Origin of the sequence: Vibrio xiamenensis (genome assembly GCF_900100015.1) — a bacterium.
GTDB classification, from domain to species: Bacteria; Pseudomonadota; Gammaproteobacteria; order Enterobacterales; family Vibrionaceae; genus Vibrio; species Vibrio xiamenensis.
The window spans coordinates 119786-143791 of the sequence record NZ_FNDD01000009.1 but is presented as its reverse complement, the minus strand read 5'-3'; the positions used below and the strand labels follow the sequence as shown (position 1 = coordinate 143791).

General features: G+C 48.0%; 19 protein-coding genes. 10 read left to right on the top strand and 9 right to left on the bottom strand.

Annotated elements, in window-relative coordinates:
- Nucleotides 1–68: 68 nt before the first annotated feature.
- Nucleotides 69–473, bottom strand: a complete 405-nt coding sequence (locus tag BLS03_RS09665) for an exoribonuclease R (protein WP_093272864.1) — start codon at nt 471–473, stop codon at nt 69–71.
- Between the two features lie 637 nt (nt 474–1110).
- On the opposite strand from BLS03_RS09665, the gene pepT reads away from it, so the two are divergent.
- From pepT to BLS03_RS09645, 4 genes are all read left to right on the top strand, one after another.
- Nucleotides 1111–2340, top strand: coding sequence for a peptidase T (gene pepT / locus BLS03_RS09660; protein WP_093272812.1), 1230 nt, complete (start codon nt 1111–1113; stop codon nt 2338–2340).
- A 77-nt stretch (nt 2341–2417) separates the two neighbouring features.
- Nucleotides 2418–2621, top strand: a complete 204-nt coding sequence (locus tag BLS03_RS09655; RefSeq protein WP_093272811.1) for a hypothetical protein — start codon at nt 2418–2420, stop codon at nt 2619–2621.
- A 219-nt stretch (nt 2622–2840) separates the two neighbouring features.
- On the top strand, nt 2841–3707 hold the full coding sequence (locus BLS03_RS09650; RefSeq protein WP_093272809.1) for a mechanosensitive ion channel family protein: 867 nt from the start codon (nt 2841–2843) through the stop codon (nt 3705–3707).
- Between the two features lie 160 nt (nt 3708–3867).
- On the top strand, nt 3868–5292 hold the full coding sequence (locus tag BLS03_RS09645) for a M16 family metallopeptidase (protein WP_093272808.1): 1425 nt from the start codon (nt 3868–3870) through the stop codon (nt 5290–5292).
- A gap of 117 nt (nt 5293–5409) precedes the next feature.
- Here BLS03_RS09645 and BLS03_RS09640 read toward each other — a convergent pair whose 3' ends face one another.
- On the bottom strand, nt 5410–6732 hold the full coding sequence (locus BLS03_RS09640) for an NtaA/DmoA family FMN-dependent monooxygenase (protein WP_093272806.1): 1323 nt from the start codon (nt 6730–6732) through the stop codon (nt 5410–5412).
- Nucleotides 6733–6896: 164 nt separating this feature from the next.
- Between BLS03_RS09640 and fepB the strand changes: the two genes are divergently transcribed.
- The 4 genes from fepB to BLS03_RS09620 are packed head-to-tail and all read left to right on the top strand — an operon-like array spanning nt 6897 to nt 10766.
- Nucleotides 6897–7835 carry a Fe2+-enterobactin ABC transporter substrate-binding protein gene (gene fepB / locus BLS03_RS09635; RefSeq protein WP_093272805.1) on the top strand — a complete coding sequence of 313 codons (939 nt, stop codon included), beginning with the start codon at nt 6897–6899 and terminating at the stop codon, nt 7833–7835.
- A gap of 15 nt (nt 7836–7850) precedes the next feature.
- The gene (locus tag BLS03_RS09630) at nt 7851–8888 is read left to right on the top strand and encodes a FecCD family ABC transporter permease (protein WP_093272803.1); all 1038 of its coding nucleotides are present in this window, start codon (nt 7851–7853) and stop codon (nt 8886–8888) included.
- Nucleotides 8885–9919 (top strand): FecCD family ABC transporter permease, encoded by a 1035-nt coding sequence (locus BLS03_RS09625; protein WP_093272801.1) that lies wholly within the window; start codon nt 8885–8887, stop codon nt 9917–9919. Before BLS03_RS09630 ends, BLS03_RS09625 begins: the two co-directional genes overlap by 4 nt.
- Before the next feature lie 46 nt (nt 9920–9965).
- Nucleotides 9966–10766 carry an ABC transporter ATP-binding protein gene (locus BLS03_RS09620; RefSeq protein ID WP_093272800.1) on the top strand — a complete coding sequence of 267 codons (801 nt, stop codon included), beginning with the start codon at nt 9966–9968 and terminating at the stop codon, nt 10764–10766.
- 65 nt (nt 10767–10831) lie between these two features.
- On the opposite strand, the gene BLS03_RS09615 is transcribed toward BLS03_RS09620, so the two are convergent.
- The 3 genes from BLS03_RS09615 to BLS03_RS09600 form a co-directional block, all read right to left on the bottom strand.
- Nucleotides 10832–11653, bottom strand: coding sequence for a PhzF family phenazine biosynthesis protein (locus BLS03_RS09615; protein WP_093272798.1), 822 nt, complete (start codon nt 11651–11653; stop codon nt 10832–10834).
- A 285-nt stretch (nt 11654–11938) separates the two neighbouring features.
- Nucleotides 11939–13555: an ABC transporter ATP-binding protein gene (locus BLS03_RS09605; protein WP_093272794.1), complete on the bottom strand. Its 1617-nt coding sequence runs from the start codon at nt 13553–13555 to the stop codon at nt 11939–11941.
- Between the two features lie 12 nt (nt 13556–13567).
- Entirely contained in the window at nt 13568–14056 is a 489-nt protein-coding gene (locus BLS03_RS09600; RefSeq protein ID WP_093272793.1) for a hypothetical protein, read from the bottom strand.
- A 208-nt stretch (nt 14057–14264) separates the two neighbouring features.
- Here BLS03_RS09600 and BLS03_RS09595 point away from each other — a divergent pair, with 208 nt between their 5' ends.
- On the top strand, nt 14265–16625 hold the full coding sequence (locus BLS03_RS09595; RefSeq protein ID WP_093272791.1) for a Lon protease family protein: 2361 nt from the start codon (nt 14265–14267) through the stop codon (nt 16623–16625).
- 103 nt (nt 16626–16728) lie between these two features.
- Here BLS03_RS09595 and BLS03_RS09590 read toward each other — a convergent pair whose 3' ends face one another.
- From BLS03_RS09590 to BLS03_RS09580, 3 genes are all read right to left on the bottom strand, one after another.
- Nucleotides 16729–18762 (bottom strand): metallophosphoesterase, encoded by a 2034-nt coding sequence (locus BLS03_RS09590; RefSeq protein WP_093272789.1) that lies wholly within the window; start codon nt 18760–18762, stop codon nt 16729–16731.
- Nucleotides 18763–19156: 394 nt separating this feature from the next.
- Nucleotides 19157–20050 (bottom strand): cation diffusion facilitator family transporter, encoded by an 894-nt coding sequence (locus BLS03_RS09585; RefSeq protein ID WP_093272787.1) that lies wholly within the window; start codon nt 20048–20050, stop codon nt 19157–19159.
- Nucleotides 20051–20246: 196 nt separating this feature from the next.
- Nucleotides 20247–21125: a LysR family transcriptional regulator gene (locus tag BLS03_RS09580; RefSeq protein WP_093272785.1), complete on the bottom strand. Its 879-nt coding sequence runs from the start codon at nt 21123–21125 to the stop codon at nt 20247–20249.
- Between the two features lie 207 nt (nt 21126–21332).
- Between BLS03_RS09580 and BLS03_RS09575 the strand changes: the two genes are divergently transcribed.
- The gene (locus tag BLS03_RS09575; protein ID WP_093272783.1) at nt 21333–21914 is read left to right on the top strand and encodes a class I SAM-dependent DNA methyltransferase; all 582 of its coding nucleotides are present in this window, start codon (nt 21333–21335) and stop codon (nt 21912–21914) included.
- Nucleotides 21915–21993: 79 nt separating this feature from the next.
- Here the strand turns inward: BLS03_RS09575 and BLS03_RS09570 are convergent, their stop codons facing one another.
- Nucleotides 21994–23994, bottom strand: coding sequence for an acetoacetate--CoA ligase (locus tag BLS03_RS09570; RefSeq protein ID WP_093272782.1), 2001 nt, complete (start codon nt 23992–23994; stop codon nt 21994–21996).
- Nucleotides 23995–24006 lie beyond the last annotated feature (12 nt).

Sequence of the window (24006 nt, the reverse complement as noted above, 5' to 3'; positions counted from 1 at the left end):
ATCAAAAAGCCCACCGTGAGCGGTGGGCTTTTTTGTGTTTATCGACTTACGGATTCATCATACGCAAGCTATTTGGCGCTATCGGCGTACTCTTGCAGTAAACGAGTTAAGGCGTTAACCCATTGATACGCTTCTTGAGGACGATTGCTAAGCAGCGTTTCTACCTTCTCACAATGCAGTTTAAGTGAAATGGCGCGTTCAAGATGAAACGACTCAGCGTAAAAATGCCACAGTACCAGTCGCGTCATGCGTTCGATGTTTTGCTCTGGGTTTGTTGAGTCGCCAAACATGGTTGGGATTTCACTGAGTGCGATGGCGTTCATTCGTAGTAGCGCATCAAAATGCAGTTCCTGGCGCTTGTCGTCGTCGGTGATATTTTCATCTTCAAAATTGAACAGCTCTTTGACGGATGATTCCGGCACTAAGCGGTGTAACATTCGATTGCTTAGATTCTCTAGTTCTTCACGTGCCATCGCTGACAGGCAAGGGTAGGTGTAGTCTTGCACAGTAAATTCTCCTCAAAAACGCCCGCGTATTGTATCGAGTGTCGCTTGGCTGTCTAGTCGAATCACATGCAAAAAAAAGCCCCACCGAAGTGAGGCTCATAACTTAGCGTTCATCATGGAGTAATAGGCACTGGCGAATGCCTTAAATATTACGAGTTAGAACGTTAGTTTGCACACTGAAGACCATAGTCGGCACGCCAAAACCCTTCAACCAGCGTTATGTAAAATTGCTGTCAGACGTGATATCGCTCCATAAATAATCGTTCGTTAAGTAGGCTTTTATCACTTGTAACCGTATGTCTAACCGTTATTTTTTTAGGCATCATTCTTTTCGATGACGATCTAAGTTATCCATGTGCACGTTAGGATGTTATTCGGTTTGTGCCAAAAAATGATAGCGCGTAAGGTGAAGGTCGACTAGCGAGGGAGCGCTAAATTAGCAGGTGTACAGCAGGTTCAACGTAAAGTAGGTGTGTAGAGCATTAGTAGCACGTCAAAGGTGAATTACCAAAAGATGATTTACAGCAAAGAGGATTTTATTTGTCTGAGTAGTATGAAGTTTTCCCTGCACGCTAGGTGCTTATTTTCTCAAGGTGTCATGATCATGAATTCAGTCGCAGAGCGTTTTTTACGCTACGTTTGCTTTGATACACAATCGAATCCCGATAACTCTGCTTGCCCAAGTTCGCCCGGGCAAATGGTATTTGCTCAGGCGCTTAAAGCGGAGTTAGTTTCGCTTGGCTTAAGTGATGTGACGCTGGATGATAACGGTTACTTGATGGCGCGTTTGCCAGCCAATATTGATACGGCTGTGCCCGCGATTGGTTTCATTGCTCATATGGATACTGCGCCAGATGCGTCAGGTTACAATGTTAAAGCGCAAATTGTTGAAAATTATCAGGGCGGTGATATTGCGCTGGGCAAAGGGGACGAAGTGCTGTCACCGATTCAATACCCAGAGTTAAACCAGCTGCGTGGCTGTAACCTTATTACCACTGATGGTACGACTTTGCTTGGTGCAGACAACAAAGCCGGTGTGGCCGAGATCATCACCGCGATGGAATGGTTATTGGCGCATCCAGAGATCAAACACGGTGAAGTGTGTATCGGGTTCACGCCGGATGAAGAAATTGGTCGCGGCGCAGACAAATTTGATGTGGAAAAATTTGGCGCCGAATGGGCCTACACCATCGATGGCGGTCCTGTAGGAGAATTGGAGTTTGAGAACTTCAACGCGGCTAATGCCAAAGTTGTGTTTCATGGCGTCAACGTTCATCCAGGCACTGCCAAAGATAAGATGGTGAACTCGATGACATTAGCGTGTCAATTCCATGCGCAAATGCCAAGCGAAGAGACTCCTGAATGCACTGACGGTTATCAAGGATTTTACCATCTCACCTCATCAACCATGAGTGTAGCAAGCAGCCAACTCAACTACATTTTACGTGATTTCGACTTGGACGGATTGCAAGCGCGTAAAGCGCGGCTAAAAGCGATGGTTGACGATATAAATCAGGGATTTAAATCGGATGTGGTGACGCTGATTATCGAAGACAGCTACTTCAATATGAAAGAAAAAGTCGAGCCGTTTCCGAACATCATAGACAACGCCAAACAAGCAATGATCGACTGCGGCATTACGCCAATGATTAAGCCTATCCGCGGCGGTACCGACGGAGCACGTTTGTCGTTTATGGGCCTGCCGTGTCCAAATATTTTTACTGGCGGCTACAACTTTCATGGTATTCACGAGTTTGCCACTATTGAGGGAATGCAAAAGGCGGTTGAGGTAATCGTTCGTTTGACAGAAAAAACTGCGCTCAATATCAGATGATAGTGGGTGGTCGCAGAGGCGGATTTTCTTTATCGTATGCCCCCTCTGCGACACACACATAAGCAATAGGTTTCGGCATGAAGTGGTTCTTACTTTCGCTATCACATCTGATCATTTTCGGTTTGGGGTTTGTGGTGGGCATAATTGCTTATCCGACCATCATTCAAGCTGAAAGCACTATGATCCGAAGTGAACAGATTTCGACCCACATTCCCACGCAGAAAAACTCACCGGCGGTCATCAACTCCGCCATCGCCGATGACAGTGCGCCTTCTTCTTAACTGTTTTATTGAGTTTCTTTTAATTCGACAACCAAGTGCAACTCAATGCCCGTGGATCGAAGCGTAATCTGCGTGGCATTAATTGCACGTAGGGCTAGACCCTAATCCTTATGTATGGGACATTAAACGCCGTAAGTTAAAGCGTCGGTGCCATGCGCCGCGCCAATAAGAATAAATAAAAGGGGCAGCTGAGCCCCTTTGATCTATCCGGAGCGTTTAATGGATAAAGTGCAGTTGGCCATTGATTACCTTCTTACCCATAAGTTTTTATTTTCATTACTGATTTTTTTACTGATTGTACTGGTGCGGCGTTTCACCTTGTCAAGGATTCGCGGTGACGATGCATTTGTGTCTGAAGATCAGCGTAAATGGATGTCGCGAACCAAAAACGGTTCATTTATTCTTTTGATGTTACTGTTGTTTACCCTGTGGCAATCAGAAATCAACCAGTTTGCATTGTCGGTCACGGCAATCGCAGTTGCCATCGTAGTGGCTTCAAAAGAGATCATTTTGTGTTTTACCGGTTCGATTCAGCGTGCCAGTTCTCGCTCTTTTCGTATTGGCGATTGGATTGAAGTGGGATCGATCTGCGGTGAAGTTATCGAGCACAATATGATGGCGACTGTGATTCAAGAGATCGACCTTCACCATGGCCAATACCATTTCACCGGTAAAACCGCCACTTTGCCCAACAGTATGTTTTTTACCTTTCCGGTCAAAAACCTCAATTTCATGAAACGCTATGTTTATCATAACTTCACCATTGTGGTGAAAGAGTTTGTCAATTTGTACCCGTTAATTGACCAGCTTGAAGTAAAGATCGAAGAGCATTGCCATTACTTTAGTGAAGTAGCAAGGCGTTATAACTTTATGATTGAGAAACACGCCGGGGTCGACTTACCAGGTGCGGAGCCGCACATTCACATCAGTAATTCGCCAACGGCTGAGCAGAGCGTACACTTTATGATTTTCTGCCCAACCGATAAAGCGGTGCATCTTGAACATCTGATTCGCAAAGACTTTATGGCCTTGTATGAAGCGCAATTTGGTCGCCAGCGAATTGAACCTCTGACGGCTGACGCATGAAATGATTAAGGGCGCTACGGCGCTCTTTTTTGTCGCTTTAAAATATGCAATAAAGTGCGCGGCTTTTGGGCAAAAGCACCAGTTTTTATTAATTAGGATTAATACTTTAGTGCGATTCGACGTATAGTTATTGTCTATTCATAGTGTGAGTATTATCCATATGCGTTATTTGCTGCTTGCGTTCGCAGCGTTGCTGTTTGGCTGCAGTCAACTCAGCGACCAAACTTCCATTCAGGCTGACAGCCATTGGCAGAGCAAAACTTTGGCGAATGGGCTGCGTTATCATGTGTATCCGACTGACGACGAAGCAGTGTCAGTGCGTCTTATCGTGCATGCCGGGTCGCTGCAAGAGTCCGATGAGCAGCGCGGCTATGCCCACTTTCTCGAGCATATGGCGTTTGAGGGCAGTGAACGCGTGACCAAAGCGCAGCTTTATACTTTGCTGGGTGAACAAAACGCCAAGTTAGATGCAGATAGTCATGCGTATACTAGCTATCGAGAAACCGTGTACAAAGTTGATTTGCCCACCACCGCCAAGCTCAATGATGCCCTCTGGTGGCTAAGTGATGTGGCGTTTCGCCAACAATTTTTGCCTGCCAGCATCAAAGCGTCTAAGCAACAGGTGTTAAGTGAAATTAAGCAAGGCCACCCGGATGTTGGCAGTTTTATCGACAATGTTTACCAGTTTATGCTCGGTGATACCGCGCTGATGACCCGTGATCCGTATGGCAGTAAAGCTTCGATTAGCACAGTGTCGAAGACGCAACTGCAAGGTTTTTATCACCGCTGGTATCAACCGCAAAATGCCGAGTTAGTGATAACCGGGCAGGTACAAATTGCGCATATTGATACCTTGGTTAAACAGATGTTTGGCAACTGGCAAGCAGAGGCGGCACATGACAGTGCGCCGAAAACTGACTACCCCGTGAAACTCGATGATTATGTCACCCAAGTCCATACTCACGAGTTACCAAGCATGCTGCTGGTGGCCAAACGTGGCAAGACAACAATTGATACGTTGGGCGCGCAAACCGAACTTCGATTGGAGCGCTTGGCGTATTCTGCCATCAATCAGCGTTTAAACGCGGTGTTTAACCAAACCGATCTGTCGGCTCAGTCGATTTATGCCTTTGACTCTGAGCTGGAATCGCATCGTTATAGCTTTATTGGTATTGAGTTTAAACCGCAAGACCGGATCAGCTCACAAGCGCTGTTCCTCAATACACTGGCGAAACTTCGCGATGTCGGCATGAGCGACAACGAATTTCAAACGGCGCTGGCGTATTACCAAGAATTGCTCGATGACAGCGATCACGATTGGGCGCAGCAATTGCCAATGGACTATGCTGAGCAAAAAGTGACCTCGTTAGTTGAAAACACTACGCTGCAATCTCAGCAGCAATTTAGCCAAAGCTTGCAACGCTTCCTAGATAACGTCAGCATCGACCAAGCCAACGCTAAGCTGCGTCAAGTGCTCAGTCAGCCATATGTGATGATGCTTGGCGCTGGCGCAAAAGAAAACCGCTCGGCGCTACAAGCGAAGATTGCAAGTTGGAAAGCTCAGTATGATGGTAAAACTCCATAGCCATTTAAGGCGCTGAGTCTCGCTTAGCAACGTTCAACTTATATCAGGACGGGATAAGGCAAATAAAAAAGCGGCGATAATCGCCGCTTTTTTGTCTTCAAATGTGCCCAGCAACACTTAAATGTTTAAGTGCTCAGGAAGATTTAGGTGCTCACGCAGAGTTGTACCTTGGTACTCAGAGCGGAACAGACCGCGCTGTTGAAGCATCGGCATCACTTGGTCAAAAAACAGTGCTGCAGATTGGCGTGAGCCGCCAGGGACAGCGATAAAGCCATCCGCTGCGCCCGCTTCAACTCGCTCCACGATTGAATCCACCGCATCATGCGGCGTTCCAATCACCAACCAATGAGACGAACCCATCACCTCTGGGCGGGTTAGCAGTTGTTCCAGAGTGGGGGTTTCACGTTCAATAAATTGGCGCAGCAATTGAGTATGGGTATGACTGTGCACATTTTGCTGAGTGCTTGGCAGCATATCGGCGTGAATATGATCGCCAAGTGCCAACTCAGAGAAATCGACATCAAGATGCTTGGCTAAATACGCGAGTTTGCGCTCGTGGGTGAGGGTAGTATGAGTTGACTGATATAGCGCCAGCGCTTGCTCGTAATCGTCAGCCAGATACAAACTTAATCCCGGTAGCACTTTAATGTCATCAGGGTTACGGCCATGCTGTTGCGCGCGGCGTCGCATGTCTTGGCGCAGTTCAATGCCCGCTTGCAAATCCGGCGTAGCAGCAAAAATAGCGTTGGCGACTTTGGCGGCAAAGTTACGTCCCCATGGCGAGGCGCCGGCCTGAAACAGCGGAATATCACCACTTGGGTACTGCGGTACATTTAAAGGTCCTTTGACGGCAAAATGCTCGCCTTGGTGATCAATCGCTTGCACTTTCTCAGCTGCGGCAAAATGACCGGATTGGCGGTCGTACAGCAGCGCATCATTAGGGTAACTGCGCCACAATTTTTGTACCACATCGGTAAATTCCGCGGCGACTTGGTAGCGCTGCTCTGATGGTAGCATTGCTTGCTGACCAAAATTGTATTGGCCATCGAGCGCGGTCACGATATTCCAGCCAGCGCGTCCCTGACTGAGCCAGTTGAGGGATTGCAATTGGCGCGCCACCACATAAGGGGGATTAAACGTGGTGGAGGCCGTAGAAACCAAACCGATATGCGTGGTGGAGGTGGCGATCGCAGACAGTAACACCATAGGATCTAAGCTGCTAAATCCAGGCTCTTGAGCAACCATTTCGGTTGGCAAAAACAGGGTGTCGGGGCGAAATACGAAATCAAGTTTTGCCGCTTCGGCTTGCTTGGTTAGGTCGATGTAGTCTGAGACTGAAAATAGCTGTTCGACTTGACTGTCGGCGCGTCGCCAACCGCTTTTGGTCAGCCAACTCATGGCCAGCGCGAGTCCTACGCACAGCTCAGATTGTTGAGACATGGGATTTCCTTGTAGGGGTTAAAAAGGATAAATGTGATGGCGATGCTCGCTAAGCCTTGGCATGATTGAGATCATTGCTTGCAGAGGAGGCTGGCGATATACTGATTCGCCTCAAGAGAGAAAACTGCCACCGATGATAAACAATTTAGGGACTGTACCATTCAATGAGTGAAATAAGAATTAATATCAAAACTATAACTGTTATCATGTTGTGGTGTGTCACACAATTTGCCTATGCTCAGGATTGGCCGCGTGAGTTCACTAACGCTGATGGCAGCAAGACCTTGATAGAGCATCCACCGCAGCGCATTCTATCGACTGCGGTGTCAGTGACAGGAACGTTGCTAGCGATTGATGCTCCAGTGATTGGCAGCGCTACCACTATGGCAGGAGATTTCTTTGCGCAATGGGCGAATTTAGCTAAGCAGCGTAAAGTTGAAGCGCTTTGGCCGGCGGGCAGCGTCGATTTGGAATCTGTCTACGCGATGGCGCCGGACTTAATTGTCGTCTCGACCAGTGGTGCTGATTCGGCAATGGCGCAAATTGAGGAGTTTCGCGAACTGGCGCCTACCATCATCGTCGATTATACCGACCTTTCTTGGCAGCAATTAGCGGGTCAACTCGCCAAGGCGACTGGGCTAGAGCGCGAAGCGCAGCAAAGCATCGACAAATTTAATCAATTGGTTGAAACCACGCGTCAGCACATTCAGGTGCCAAAGGGCAAAACCAATATCATCAGTTTTCAAGGCGCTGGGGTCATCAACGCGATTGCTAAGCAGCAGGGCACCCATGCCCAGTTATTGCAATCGCTGGGATTTGATATCGAAGCGCCGCAACCGAGCTGGCAGGCGGGGCCGATTTCCCATCGCGACTTCATGCGTGTTCATTATGAAAACCTTTCTGCTTTGAATGCGCCAACCACGTTTTTGCTAAGCCGCAAACGCGATGACATTCAAGGCTTTGTTAACGATCCTGTGTTGCACAATTTGCCGTCAGTGAAAGCGCACCAAGTGTATGGCCTTGGGCAGAATTCGTTTCGTGTCGATCTGTTTAGCGCGACCGAAATTGTCAACAACATCGCTGACATTTTCGCTCCTCAGTAACGGCGGAATTTGAGCATGGAAAGCCCTTTGATTCTCAAGGCGACGGCAAACCAAGCCGAGACGAAATATCGCTTAGGTCTTATTGCGGGTGCTGTAGTGATTGTGTTGCTGGCGCTGGTCAGTGTGTGCGTCGGTGCTCGTCAGATCCCGTTGGCGACCACGCTTGATGCGTTGCGCCATTTCGACCCGACCAACAGTGAACACCTGCTGGTCCATTGGGTGCGATTGCCGCGCACGATTTTGGCAGTGGTGGTTGGTATTGGGCTGGGCGGGGCTGGCGCGCTGATGCAAGCGTTGACACGTAATCCGCTCGCTGATCCCGGGATTCTTGGGGTCAATGCGGGTGCCATGGTGGGGATTGTGTCGGCGATTGCGCTACTTGGCTTTACCGATATCGAACAATATTTGTGGTTTGGCATGCTTGGCGCGGCGCTTGCCGGCGCTTTGGTGTACGTGCTCTCTAGCGTGTATCGCGCCATGAGCCCGGTACGCTTGATTCTTGCTGGCGCTGCGGTGTCGGTGGTGCTGCTCGCTATCACTCAGATCATCACTATAAACAGCAGTGAAGAAGTGTTTGACCAGTTTCGTCATTGGGCGGTGGGGTCGCTGCAAGGCCGCGGCTTTGATGTGGTTTGGTTGACCACAGCAATGATCATCATCACTTCTATCGTGGTGCTCAATTTAAGCCGTTTACTTGATGTATTAGCGCTTGGTGACGACCTTGGCCGCGCGCTCGGCGTGAACGCGCGCTGGGTGTGGCTGGTGGTGTGTAGCTGCGTAGTGGTGCTTTCCTCAGCGGCTTCTGCGGCGGCTGGCCCAATCAGTTTTATCGGTTTGACTGCCCCACACATCGCGCGTTTCTTGGTTGGCCCTGGGCATCGCTGGCTACTGCCTTATTCGATGATGATTTCGGCGATTTTGCTACTGGGCGCTGATGTGGCTGGGCGAATTATTGGTGCGCCGGGAGAGGTGAGCGTGGGTATTATGGTTACGCTACTTGGCGGCCCGGTGTTTATTGTTCTGGTTAGACGTTGGAAATTGGTGCAGCTATGAGTCGTTCATCCGAGCTCTGTGTTTATCGTGTTGGCTCTTTTTCTTGGCAATATTCCAAACGCACCGCGCTGATTTCCTGCGCGTTGTTTGGGTTGATGTTGGCGCTGGGCGCATTGGCGCTAACGCTCGGTAAATACCCGATAAGCTACACCACGCTTGGCCAGTTTGCGCTTGGTGAAGATATTGGGCGTATCGGCGAGCGAATTTTACTCCACATTCGTTTGCCGCGTATGCTGACCGCGCTGTGCGTTGGCGCCTCGCTTGGTATTGCCGGCGCGGTGTTTCAGTCGATTTCGCGCAATCCGCTTGGCTCGCCGGATGTGATTGGCTTTACCACTGGCGCGGCAACCGGCGCGCTGGTCAATATTATCGTGCTGAATAACGGCATGTTTGGTGTCGCACTGTGTGCGATTTTAGGCGGCACGTTTACGGCGCTTGCGGTGTATTTTCTCTCTCTCGACCAACGTCAAATCAGCAGTTATCGCATGATTTTGATCGGGATCGGTGTCGGTGCGATCTTATCCGCGCTGAATGGCTTGATGCTGGTATGGGGTGATATTGATAACGCGGTATCGGCGAACTTATGGCTGTCAGGCTCGCTTAGCGCGCGTAAATGGAGCGATGTGATTCCGGTTGCGATAGGTCTGCTTATCTGTATTCCGCTTCTGAAATGGGGCGTGCGCTCGCTGGCTTTGATTGAAATGGGCGAAGATATGGCTGCTCAGCTTGGCGTATCAATTGAGCGAATGCGCTTTATCAGTTTGTTTGCTGCGGTGATTTTAGCCGCGCTTGCCACTGGCGCTGCAGGGCCGATTGCGTTTGTCGCGCTTGCCGCGCCGCAATTGGTGAGACGCATTACGCGCCACCCCAGTGTGCCAATTCTGAGTGCGGCCTTGATGGGCGCAGTGTTGCTGCTGCTTGCCGACTTGCTCACTCAGTGGGCGCCTCTGAATCTCACGCTACCGATTGGCCGAGTGACCGGCATTGTTGGTGGCATTTATTTGATCTGGTTGTTGACCAGAACCCGCTAGCCACAAAGGGTTGCGGATTACAAACCATGATGTAGTTGGAACGATTATGAATGCACCGCTCAACGCTGCGTCGCTTGAAGCGCACAATCTTACACTCGGTTACGACACTAAACAGATTTGCCAGAATTTGAGTCTGGAAATTCCGCAAGGCAAATTTACTGTGATTGTCGGGCCAAATGGCTGCGGAAAATCCACGCTGCTCAAAAGTTTGTGCCGCTTACTAAAGCCAACTCAAGGCTCGATTTTGCTTGACGGCAAAGACATCCATCAGTGGCCGACCAAAGAGGTGGCGAAGAAACTTGGGTTATTGCCTCAAAGCGCCAATACACCAAATGGTATTCGTGTTCATGATTTGGTAGCGCGAGGGCGTTATCCTCATCAAAGTATGTTTCGCCAGTGGAGCGATGACGATCAAAAGGCAGTGAATCATGCCATGCAAGCGGCAAGTGTGGTGGAGCTCGCAGATCAAAGCGTTGACAGTTTATCTGGCGGTCAGCGCCAACGTGTGTGGATTGCGATGGTCTTAGCCCAGCAAACCCCAACCTTGATGCTTGATGAACCGACGACGTATTTGGATATTGCCCATCAGATTGAGCTGTTGGATCTGTTTAAAAGCCTTAACCGGCGCGAAGGTCGCACTGTGGTGGCGGTGCTTCATGACCTAAACCAAGCTTGTCGCTACGCTGACCACATCATCGCGCTGCATGGCGGTGAGTTAGTTGCCAAGGGCGCACCGAGTGACATCATCGATGAACAACTAATTGAGCGCGTGTTTGGCCTTAAAAGTCACATCGTGCCAGACCCAATCACCCACACGCCGATGATCATTCCGCTGAGCCGCTGGTAAGCATGACGCTTTAAACCGCAGTGTGATAAATCGCTGCGGTTTGGTCACAAGTAGCCCCATTTGTATCAGACAAATATCTGCGCTTTTGAATAAAGCACCGCATCACCCGCGATGGTGACTCGTCCAAGGTTAGATTCACCATTCTCTGCTGGTTGCACCTCACAATATAAAGTGCCGCCGCGCTTAGAGGCTTGACGCGCCACCAGCGAATGTTTACCAAGACGCTTGGCCCAAAATGGCGCTAATCCGGCGTGGATCGAACCCGTCACCGGGTCTTCATCACCACCATTGGCAGGCCAGAAGTAGCGCGACACAAAATCATAATCAGCATTGCTAGCTTTAGCGGTCACGACCACATCAAGCGGGTAAAGCTGTTTGAGCTTTTCGCTGTCGGTGACCATATCTAAAACTTGCTGCTCACTGCCTAATACCGCCACATAAGCTTGGTCATTAGCCAAAATTTCGCTTGGGGTTATCGATAAGCCTTCGAGCAGCATCGCGGGAATGGTATTGACCTCACTGGGCATCTTATTAGGAAAGTCCATCACGATACGGCCTGCGTCATTTTGCGTCACCGTCAGCTCGCCGACACTCTCGGTGCTATAGGTAATGGTGCCACTGACGCCAAGTTGGCTAAACAACACATAGCTGGTCGCAAGCGTTGCGTGACCGCAGAAGTCGATTTCGCACAGCGGTGAAAACCAGCGAATAAAGTAGTGATTGTCGGCAAGCTTTTTAACAAATGCGGTTTCTGAGAGGTTATTTTCAATCGCGATATTTTGCATGATGTGCTCGCTAGGCCACTCGGTCACAGGTACGACAGCGGCGGAATTACCGGCAAATTGGTTACGGGTGAACGCATCGCAGATGAACATCTCCAGTTGCATTTTTCTCTCCTTGATAGTGAGCATTAATTTGGCATTCAGTTGAGTATTAAAGTAACAAGAATTGCAGCCAAGCACAGGCATTTTATACGCAGGCTCGGCATGCGGTCGTTTTGGCGAGAAATCGATGGCTTTGGCGCTGGAAACTTTGGCTCAGGGCGAGAATCGTTGTTTTGCGAAGAAACCTTTGTTTTGGGTGAAAAATAGAGCGAAAAAAACCGCGATATTCAGCCTATCGCGGTTTTGGGTGGCTGTGAACAGCCTGACGTTGTCGTGAAACTTTTGTAATTAAGCGACTTGCTCGTCGATATCAAATGACGCGGCAAGCAGTTTTTTCGTGTAAGGATGAGTTGGGTGGTTGAAGATGTCGCTGGCGTTGCCTTGCTCCATCACTTCGCCTTTTTGCATTACGATGACGCGATCCGATAATGCTTTCACCACGCTCAAGTCATGGCTGATAAACACAAAGCCAATATTGTGTTTTTTCTGAATGTCTTTGAGCAAATCAATTACGGTTAATTGCACTGAGCGATCGAGCGCCGATGTTGGTTCATCAAGCAGAATAAACGACGGTTCTAGGATCAGTGCGCGAGCAATCGCGATACGTTGACGTTGACCACCAGAAAACTCGTGGGGGTAACGGTTAATCGAAGTTGGGTCGAGACGCACTTCTTGCAGCGCTTTACGCGCGCGTTGCATGCGTTCACTGCGACTTATGCTTGGCTGGTGTACCGTTAAGCCTTCGGTAATGATTTCACCAACCGTCATACGTGGCGACAGCGAACCGTAAGGGTCTTGAAACACCATTTGAATGTCTTTTTTCAGTGCGAAACGTTGCTTGGCTGATAACTCATCAAGATTTTGACCTTTAAAGGCAATGGAGCCGGTTGAAGGCAATAAGCCAATCAGCGCGCGACCGAGCGTCGATTTACCTGAACCAGACTCACCAACAATGCCTAAGGTTTCACCCTGTTTTAGCGTCAGTGAAATGCCTTTGACCGCTTCAAAGTATTGGCTGCGGCTTTCGATAAAGTGCGGTTTGACCAAGAAACGCACGCGAATGTCATCGGCTTTGAGCAGCATATCGGCGCTGTCTTCAATTGGCGTTTTAAGACCGCGCGGCACAGAGTTTATTAGCATCTTAGTGTATTCGTGGCTTGGCGCTGCGAACAGTTGTTGGCATGGACCTTCTTCTACCACATCGCCTTTACACATGACGATCACGCGGTCGGCCAAGTGCTTAACCACGCCAAGATCATGGGTGATAAATAAAATCGCCATGCCCATTTTGGCTTGAATACGTTTGATAAGATCGAGCACTTCGGCTTGCACGGTGACATCCAGAGCGGTGGTCGGTTCATCGGCGATCAAAATATCGGGCTCGTTGATGAGCGCCACAGCAATCATGATTCGCTGCAATTGACCGCCTGAAAACTCGTGCGGGTACTTTTTAAATGCTTGCTCTGGGTTTGGTAACTGGACTAAGTTAAACAGCTCCAACGCGCGAGCTTTGGCTTTCGCTTGGCTCATCGGTTGATGGCAAGTGAGCGCTTCGGTCACTTGCTTGCCAACGCGCAAATATGGGTTGAGCGAGGTCATCGGCTCTTGGAAGATCATTCCGATACGGTTGCCGCGAATCGATTGCATTTGCTTGTCTGATTTTGGCAGCAATGCTTGGCCTTCAAACTCAATGTTTGAGCGTGCATCGATGATGGCATTGTTGGGCAACAGCTTCATCAACGCATTGGTTGAGACCGATTTACCGCTACCGGATTCGCCAACGATCGCCAGCGTTTCGCCTTTGTGCAGGTCAAAGCTGACGTCTTTTACTGCATCAACGATGCCGTCATTGGTGGTAAAGCTCACGGAGAGATTGCGCACCGTTAGAATCGGTGATTGAGACATGGTACATCCTTTTTAATTCATCATTCTTGGCGGAATCGCGCTGTGGTCCTTAAGGGACGCAAAGTGGTGGTGGGCTTGTTCAATTTGTTCAAACTCGATCATCCACTGAGCATTACGCTGCGCTGCGCAAAACGCGCCGAGGTGACGTAATAAATCTTCACTGTGTGTATGCAAAGTGTCAGCACAGGCTGCCACTAAAGGAGACGGTTCAATCGAGATAAACTGCACCAGCGCGTAGGATTGGTTAAGCACCTGAAACGCTTGTTGTTGTGCCCCCATTTTGTTGAGGATCTCGGATTGATGGACGGCGGCATCGCGTAAACCAGACAACAGGCAAGCCAGTTGACAAGGTTTGAGCTCTTGTTGGTCTAATGCGTTTTGAATATGTCCGGGTAGGTGTGACAACACTTGGTCAAACAAGTAGTGTGCTTCTGGCCAATGACCTTGGTCGAGAAGTTGTTCTGCTTTTAGAAAGTGTGCCCAGCTTTGTTGTAAATCCATAGTCAATGTGTCCAGCCGTTTCCGTACTCGCTATTTAAATGCAAATTAGTCTCTAATGCAAATAATTATCATTTAATTGAATATAAAACATGCAAAAGTGATGAATTTTTAGTCGTTCAGTTACGTTTTGAGTGTAAGTCACTAAATCGTAAATAAAATTCAACTAATATTTGCAAGAGACATAAAAACAAAAACATAGGAGGTTGTGATGGCGATTGAAAGGCTTGAAGCAAAGCAGCTCTATCACGCCGCTGAACTGGAGAAATTGACCAGTAAATCGACGAAAGAGTTGGCGCCGATCGATGAAATCGTTGGTCAAGAACGCGCGCAAAAAGCGGTTGAGTTCGCGATGTCGATTAAAGAAAAGGGATATAACATTTACGCCATTGGCCAAAATGGGCTAGGCAAGCGCACCATGATTTTGCGCTATTTAAGCCGTCATCAACATGATACCGATGCGCTATTTGACTGGTGTTATGTGGCTAACTTTGATGATATTCGCACGCCTAAGGTATTAAAACTGCCCGTTGGGGTGGGGAGCAGGTTGCGTCAAGATATCGAGAAATTAATGACCAAGCTGGTTCAAGCGCTGCCGCTCGCGTTTGATAACGAAATGTATTATAGCCGCGCAGACAAACTGAAAAACCAGCTAGCGCAAAAGCAAGAAGCGGAGCTGGAAAGCATCAGCCATGAAGCCAAAGAGCAGGGCATTAGTTTGACTATCACCACTCAAGGTGACTATCAATTCGTGGCGATGAATGGCGAAGAGTTGCACACTGAAGAGAGCTTTGACGCGCTGTCGAAAAAAGAGCAAGAAGCGTTCAGCGATAAAATTGACGAGCTTGAAATCAAATTGCGCAAAATGGTGCGCCATTTGACTGAGTGGGAAGAGTCGTACAGCGAAAAAATTAAAAAGCTCAATGATGATGTGACACTAGATGTGATCACCCATTTTATTAAGCAACTCAAGATCGACTACAACGAACACAGCGAAATCAAAACCTATTTAACTGAGCTGCAAAAAGACATCGTTGAAAATGCCGATATTTTCCTTGAAGAGAGTAATGAGCAGGCAGAGATTGCGACCGCCTCGCTGGATAAAAAGCTGCCGCGCCGTTACAAAGTAAACGTGTTGGTGTCGCGGCCTGATAGCGAATTTCCTATCGTAGTGGAAGAAAATCCGAACTATCACTCGCTGTTTGGTTACATTGAAACCGCCACCTTTAAAGGTACGGTGTTTACCGATTTCTCACTGATTCGGGCTGGCAGTTTACACAAAGCCAACGGCGGCGTGCTGATGATGGACGCGCAGAAGGTGCTTGAACAGCCGTATGTGTGGGATGGGCTTAAGCGCGCGCTGCGTTCAAGACAAATGAGTTTCACCTCGCTTGAAAAAGAAGTGACCTTAACTGGCGCGGTGTCGCTTGATCCCGAGCCGATTCCTCTTGATGTAAAAATCATTTTGTTTGGTGACTACCGCACTTATCAACTGCTGCAACACTATGATCCGGAGTTTCGCGAACTCTTTCGTGTTACCGCCGATTTTGAAGACGAGATGAAACGAACCTCGGATTCAGAGCTGCAGTATGCTCGCTTTATTGCCAGCGTGGTTCACGACAGCAATATGCTGCACTGTGACCGCAAAGCGATCGCACGTATTATCGAGCACAGTTCACGGATCTCTGGCGATCAGTTCAAGCTGTCGCTGCACTCGGCGCATATTGCCAACTTGCTGCGTGAGTCCAACTATGTGGCCAAGCAAGCAAATTCCAATATGATTCGTGCCAGTCATGTCGAAGAGGCGCTTTCGAATCAAGAACTGCGAGTCAATCGCTTGCGTGACAGCGTGATGGAAGGCTTCATCAATGGCACAACCTTGCTGCGTACCTCGGGGTCGGCGATTGGCCAAGTTAATGCTTTATCGGTGCTTGCCACCAGTGAGTATATGTTTGGCGCGCCAAACCGGATTACAGCGACTACCTGTTATGGCGATGGTGATGTGATTGATATCGAGCGCAGTGTCGATTTAGGCGGCAGCATTCACTCCAAAGGGGTGATGATTTTGACTGCGTATTTGTCGTCGGTGTTTGGCAAAACGGCGCGGGTGCCGCTGACCACTACCATCACCTTTGAGCAGTCTTACGGCGGCGTAGATGGTGACAGCGCGAGTATGGCGGAGTTTTGTGCGGTCGTGTCAGCGTTTGCTAAGCAACCGAATCGTCAAGACATTGCGATTACCGGTTCAATGAACCAATTTGGCGAAGCGCAGCCCATTGGTGGTGTGAATGAAAAAATCGAAGGCTTCTTTGATGTGTGCATGATTAAAGGCCGCAGCAATGAACAAGGGGTGATCATTCCACGTTCCAACCAGCACAATTTGATGCTGCGCCCAGATATCGTCAAAGCGGTTGAGCGCGGCGAATTTAATATTTGGGCGATTGACCACGTTACAGAAGCGATTGAACTGTTTACCGGCAAACAAGCAGGCGTCGCGAGTGAGGAAGGCAGCTACCCGATTGATAGTATTTTCGGTATCGCACAGGCCAAATTGAACGCGTTAAGAAAATAGCAGATAACGACACAAAGCCGACATGATGTCGGCTTTTTTATGTCTATTGTTTGAGCATCAACTGTTTGAGTATCAACGACGTTTATGCCCAAAGGAGCAGCGATTAAAACTGTTTGTTTCCCGCCAAATCTTCAATATCTCCACTCGCCAGGTCGACATAGAAATGATCCGCTGGTTTGGCTTTTCCTAACTGGTGATAGATTCGTGCTAACGCAGCGAATCGTGTTTTTAATAGCGCTAAGTCAAGCTGTTCGAGAGTCACTTCTCCGCCGCTGGCGGGATCTTGGCCTACGTAATCGGTATCCCAGTTAATGTTTTCCAAGTCGCCATCAGCGTCATTATTTTTAAACATTTCGATTGCGATACGAATCGGGACCAATTGCTGGTAATTGAGGTCTTGCAGTGCGAGCTCATCGCCATTGCGCAGGTATAAGGTTGTAAGACACAACTCGTCAAAACCGACCTCTAACATTTGAGCTCGATCAGTGACGAAGGTGCGATTATGACTTTCGACTTGCTCAAGCGCAGCAAGCGCCTGTGTTTCTAGGTCCCAGTTCGTAAATAGACTAATAATGTCATTGTTGCTGGCATCGGCGTTCATTTCTGCAATTAAAGCCAGCATTTGTTGATTGTCGAGTTCGCCTTCAAAACATGACAGCATCATTAACCAGTACAACGGTGTCTGTGCATCGAATAGCGCGAGAATATCTGCGCCCCAATCCGATTTAAGCCGCATATTCATCAACACATTTAAGTGGCGGTACATCAAATCGCGGTAATTCGTGGCATCCAGCATGTCGGCCCATTGAATGTCGGCACCGACACTTTCGCGATGCTGTTGTTCGCTTATGTAATAAGGGAACAGTGAATCAAAATCGGCGACATCCTGCAGAGTTTGGGTTTCAATCTCAAACAGGGAAGGTGAATGGCAGGTAATCACTTTATAAGAGGGAGTGTAAGCGGCGAGAGAAGGTGCTTGTACATTAATCAGTGTCGCGTTGTCATTTTGATAAGATGACGTATCGTTAACGTGAATATGTCCGGCAAAATGCAGTTTTACGCCGGTATTTGCTACTTGCGACGCTGTATCTGTTGAAGGCACGCGAGTGTTATTGTACGACCCATCGTTGAACACATAGTAAAAATCATTGGCGCTCGAATTGAGATACTCGGTTGCGGGATAATGGCTGAATACAATCAGCGTTTTGCCCATTTGCTGAGCTCGTTGGGTGACGCTTTCAAGCCAAGTCATCAGCTGTGGCTTGTATTGTTTACCTTCCTCCCAACCGACTGAGGCATGACTCCAACTGCTACCGTCTTGGTTGGGTAAGTGGATATTCATATCCACGGCAACAATCCAAAGCCCCTCAACAGGCTCTGCAAGATAAGAGGAATCAGGGCACCAAAAAGAGGCCGAGCCGTCCTCTGATGTCATCATTAACCCGCGGTCGGCAAAATCATCGCTTCCCCACGGCGTTTCGTAATACACGTAGCTCGACTTATTTTGAAATCCGTAGTTACCCAGCAGATCAAACATTTCTTCATAGCCAGCAGACCACATACCTTGAGATATGTGTTGGTCGACAACGACATCATCAGCAGAAAAGTCGTTGCTGGCATCGCTAGTAACTGAAATACTGGCGCCGTTTGTATTTAAGAAGTTTTTGCTCTGGTCGCTACCGAACGGTTTATTTGGATCATGGTTACCATTGGTCAAAAAGAATTCAAAGCCATAGCTTTCAATAAATGGTTCAACGACACGTTGAAAGCCTTTCAGCGTATCGAGTTGACCTTCATCTGAGAAGTCTCCGAGTAGGCAGATATATTTAATGCCTTGCTCGCCAATTTCTTGTAACGCCTGAATAAAAGCAAAGTAATTTTCATTGAACATTCGCGTCGATTCACAAGAGTCTTGCAAGCTGCGTATCGTCACTTCACTGTTATATTCACTAAAATCATAATTACCAAAAACATCATGAAAGTGCACATCTGCAAGCATGGCGATTTTAACGCCAGAGATATCTGTGGAATCGTCATTGTCACAAGCGGTCAAAATGGATGTAGAAGCGACAGCGGCGCCAACCTTTGCTGCACCACCAAGAAACGCGCGGCGAGAAATCGTATTTTTTATAAACATTAGAGCATCTCAAAGAAAATGCCTAAAGTATTTTTGGTATATTTCAGAAATATAAAGGATTTATTTCACAAAGGTGAATGGAGAATAATTCTATAGGTTTGTTGATCTAAATTAATTTAAATAATTTTCGAGTGTAATTTTTTGAATGGATATATTTTTCTTTTGAATTTTAAAACAGTTGCTTTGCCTGATTCAATTATATGTTTTGTTTATTTAAGTGGGTATTTGATATTTATTGGTTATGATTTTTATATTGGGAAATATAAAGTCGCATATAGATTGTTTCAAAATAAAAAGACTTGGTATTTAACCACCAAGTCTAGTAAAGCGAATTGCACAAGCGCTGAAGTTATCGCTTTGTCTTAAGCAATCATTAGAGAGCAGCGCCAACCGATTAGTTGGCGATGTTCATGGTTAGGTTCAGATCCAGTGACAGTTTTGATAACTTGTCTTTCAGCACTCGACGAGCACGGTCAAGGTGTTTGACATCTAGCTGCTGGCTGGTGCTATGAATATCCACTTTTACGCGCAGTTCTTGACCAATTTTGGTGACGCCTGCCAGTTTAAAGTTTTGTGGTGATTGTTCGTCCAACGCGGCAATTTCACTGCCGACTAACTGACAAATCTCTTTGCTTGGGCGCATCATCAGCAGTTCGCGCGCTGCGCCTTTGATCATATCAAATGGCACTTTGATAAAGTAAAACGACATCAATAGCATCATAACCGGGTCGGCATACACTTCGTATTGCGCCCACGGGCTGATAGACAGTAACCACGCACACACAAAACCTGCCGTTACTGCGACACTCAGTAGGGTGTCCATTTTCCACTGTTTGGTTTCTGCTTCGATAAGACCGGATGAAAAACGCTTTGAGTTCTTAGCAATAGTCCACCAAGCGTAGCTACAGCCGATTACGTTGATGATGCCAAACAGTGTGGCAATCGACGCATCGACTTCACGTCCGCCAGTAAAAAGTGCACTTACTGCAGAGTAGAGTGAATAACACACCACCGACAAAATCACGCTGCCTTTGATCATGATAACAACCGGCTCAAGCATGGCTTTGCCGTATTGGAATTGGCCTTGTGATGGTTTGCGCATATAACGCGATGCTGCGAGTGACAATAATGTTAACAGCAGGCTAACCATTGAATAGACGCCGTCAAACATAATTACCAGAGAGCCAACGAGTAATCCGAGCACTAATCCACCGCCGGCAAAGCCTGATGCTAAAAGGGCAGAAAGAGTTAGAATTCGTTTTTCGTTTAAGCTTGTCCTGGCACACATAATGTTTACTCAATAAATTAGATGGCCATATTGTTCTGTTTATTTGCATTTTTGACAAATCAAATATCCAGATAAGTGGTGTGTCAATAGCGAAAAATTCTGGTTACTTATTTTGAAACAACCACTTAGGTAAGATTTTTGGTGACAACATATTTGACGCTGAGTGATTTTCGAACGTCATCAGAATGAAACATGGTTAGAAGTCAAAGAGATATTCGTTCAATTGATCGGCAAGCCAGGTCATTCCCGGGTGTTCAGCCATGCCTGCGGCCGTCAACATACAGTAATCTTCTTGGGTTAAGCCATAGGTGTGTTTAATTACTGCCAGCTCTTGCTTACGTAGGTAATGACGAATTAACGGCTCTGGCAAAACTCCCCACGCATCTTCTGTAAGAATGGTATTGAGAATGTAATCAAAACTTGAAAAGCCAATATGGGTCAGTGATAGCGGCTGCAGTTCAGGGTTGTCTTTTTCGTTGAGATACACCATCACCGCTTGCATTGCGTTACGCAATTCTTCATCCGACACTCGGCTTAGTTTGGTAAGGCGGTGGCCGCTCTTACATACCGACATCATGCGAATTTTACCCAGCGGTTGGTAGGTGATGAGCGGGTTATCCAGTCGTTCGTAGTCAACCCCAAACGCAAAGTCGACTTGTTGAGTGCCGACCAGATTGGATAAATCGCCACTTGAGGCGAGAACGATATTAAAGGATGTGGCGGGAAATTTATGATTGAGGGTGTGCGCCAGTTCTTGCCACAACTCGTCAGGCAGCGAGTCATCTCGAGCAATCCACAACTCGGCGTTAAATTCGCCTGATACTTGTAGGCAGGTTTGCTTGATTCTTGACGCGGTTGCGAGCATATTTTGGCAATCTTTATAAATTGCTTTGCCAGCTTCGGATAGTGCAACGTGGTTGCCACTGCGCACGAACAGTTCGATTTCGAGCTCTTTTTCAAGCGCTTTGATCGCCATGCTAAGTTTAGTTCGATTGCAATCGAGTTGGCGCGCGGCTTCGGAAACCGAACCGAGATCGGCGATCAAACAAAAAGATTCAATTTGCGATACGTTCATAACGTAAAAATAGGCTCCAAAATCCGCGATGCTAAAACACGAGCGCAAGTCAATTGGGTTCGACTCGCCTCGCGAGGTTGCTGCGTAATTTTAACCAAATTATCGGCAGATGTCCGTTTTAACTGATTTAAGGCTATGAACTAGCGCCAGTTTTAGTTTACTCTTGTGAAGTACCTGCCAGATGTATGAAGTTATAGGGAGATCATGATGGCAATGAATTGGGATGATTACGCCGCTGAATGGGAACGTAACCCAGCAACGGTTAATTTCGCGACCAAGGCATTTGATTCACTGACTGCAATTGTGGACCTTTCAGGAAAGCATGTTTTAGATTTTGGCTGCGGCACTGGGCAGTTATGCCAAAAAATGTCTCCGCTGGCCAAAGATATTGTGGCGCTTGATGGCTCTGAAGCCATGATTGAGCAGCTCGATCAAAAAGAGCTGAGTAATGTAGAGCCAGTGGTTGACATGTTAACTCGCGGTTTAGTCGCGATTCATCCGGCGTTTCGTGGCCAGTTTGATGTTGTGACGGCCTCATCCGTGTGTGGCTTTTTGACCAATTACGCGGATATCGCTGATATCGTTTATTCGCTGCTTGATGAGGGCGGTTACTTTATTCAGTGGGATTGGCTAAGTGATAGCCCCAACGATATTGAAGGCATTTCCGTGCAACGCGCAAAGCAAGTGCTTAGCAGTGTCGGTTTTGAGCAAGTGACGGTGACGACACCATTTAGCATCGACACCGAGCTTGGTACTCAACAAGTGGTGATGTGCGTAGCGCAAAAATAGCCCGATTTTCATGACTCGTTGCATGCAAAAGACCTCGAAATTTCGAGGTCTTTTCTGTTTGGCGTACCGCTAAGATTGTTTATTGAGACGATTTAATTAGCGCTCGTACTTCATCTAGCACTTGTGGATTGGCTAGAGCGCCAAGATTGGCAATCGGCTGCTGATTTAAAGCCTGTTTGAGGGCGATTTCCATCAGCTTTCCTGAGCGCGTTTTTGGGGTATCGCTGATCGGATAAATTTCTTGCGGAACGTGTCTTGGTGAGCAGTGGGTTTTAAGGCGCAATTTGATGTCGGCTTTGAGGTTTTCATCCAAATGTTCACCGGCTTTGAGTTGGACAAACAAAGTCAGAATTTCATGACCACCACGCAGACGTGATGCGGCGATAGAATCATGAACCTTCCGCATTTTATTTACCTGACGGTAGATTTCCGCGGTGCCAATCCGCACCCCTCCGACATTCAATTGGGCATCACTGCGGCCAAAGAACACCATGCCACCATGTTCGGTCTGCATCACATCATCCCCTTGTAGCCAAGCATTTTCATATCGCTGCCAATAGGTGCTGTGGTAGCGCTCGCCATCATCATGCCAGAAGCCGAGCGGTTGATTGGGAAAGCTGTTACAACAGACTAACTCTCCGCGCTCACCAACCACACGTTCTCCTTGAGAATTAAATACGCAGACATCCATGCCTAGTGCTGGACCTTGGCATTCACCGCGATAGACGGCTGAAATCGGATTACCGATGACAAAGCAGCCGCAAATGTCGGTACCACCGGAAATGGAGGCTAAGTGTATATCGGGTTTGATATTGGCATACACATAGTCGTATTGCTCGGGATAAAGTGGCGATCCTGTTGAACAGATCGTTTTGAGCGTCGTGAGCGAAAAATATTGGCTGGGCGAGAATTGACTGCTTTGTAGCGTCTGCAGATATTTCGCTGAGGTGCCAAACAGCGTGACTTGGGCTTCCTGTGCCAATTCCCACAGCACACTGGGCATGGGTGTCATTGGACTGCCATCATAAATGACTAAGGTCGCGCCGCTGGCAAGTGCACTGACATGCCAATTCCACATCATCCAGCCACAGGTGGTGTAATAAAATACTCGGTCGCCCGGTTGAATATCGCAGTGCAGTTGATGCTCTTTGAGGTGATTTAAAATCGTTCCGCCCACGGTGTGGGTAATGCATTTCGGTTGCCCTGTGGTGCCTGAAGAGTAGAGGATGAACAGCGGGTCGTTAAATCCGATACGCTCAAACTCCACACCGCGCGCTAAATAACCCGAAAGAACCGATTCCCAATCGGAGAAGTGTTCGCTACCAAACAGGGAATCTTGACCTGTTTGCAGATAATCGATTTGGCAGGTGTTGGTGACGCTTGGCAGCGCTGCCGCCAGCTCTGCATTGTGGCTTTCCATCAAGTAGGATTGGCCGTTGAAGGTGTAGCCATTGCAGCAAAATAGAATTTTAGGTTGTACCTGACCAAACCGTTCCACCACGCTTTCAACGCCAAAGTCGGGAGAGGTCGATGTCCATATTGCGCCAAGGCTGGTGGTTGCAAGCATCGCCGCAACTGTTTCAGGAAGGTGAGGGAGATACCCCGCCACGACATCGCCACGCTCGACGCCGTTTTGTTTTAGCCACTGCTGAAGGATGGAAACTTGGTCGCACAGCGCCTGCCAGGTGACTTTTCGTGTTTGTCCGCGTTCATTTTTAAACCAAATGGCGATGCCATCTGGCGTTTGAAATGCATAGGACAGCAGGTTCTCGGCGTAGTTTAGCTGCGATTGGGGAAACCAAATGGTGTCACGACTGGAGCAAAACCGTTGCCATTTGGCAATGCCTTCGCCAAATATGCAATTGCCTTGGAAGCCGATCACATCGCAAAATTGCCACACTTCCAACCAGAATTCTTTGCTGTTGGCGACCGACCACGCGTGCAGTGAAGGGTAATCGGTGATGATTTCACCTTGCATGTTAATGTGTTGAATAAACTGCTTGAGGTTGGAATCCTGCACCCGCTGCTGGCTAGGTTGCCAGGGCTGATGTGGCAGATGATCAGTCCTTGAGTTTGGCATTTTGGTGTCCGT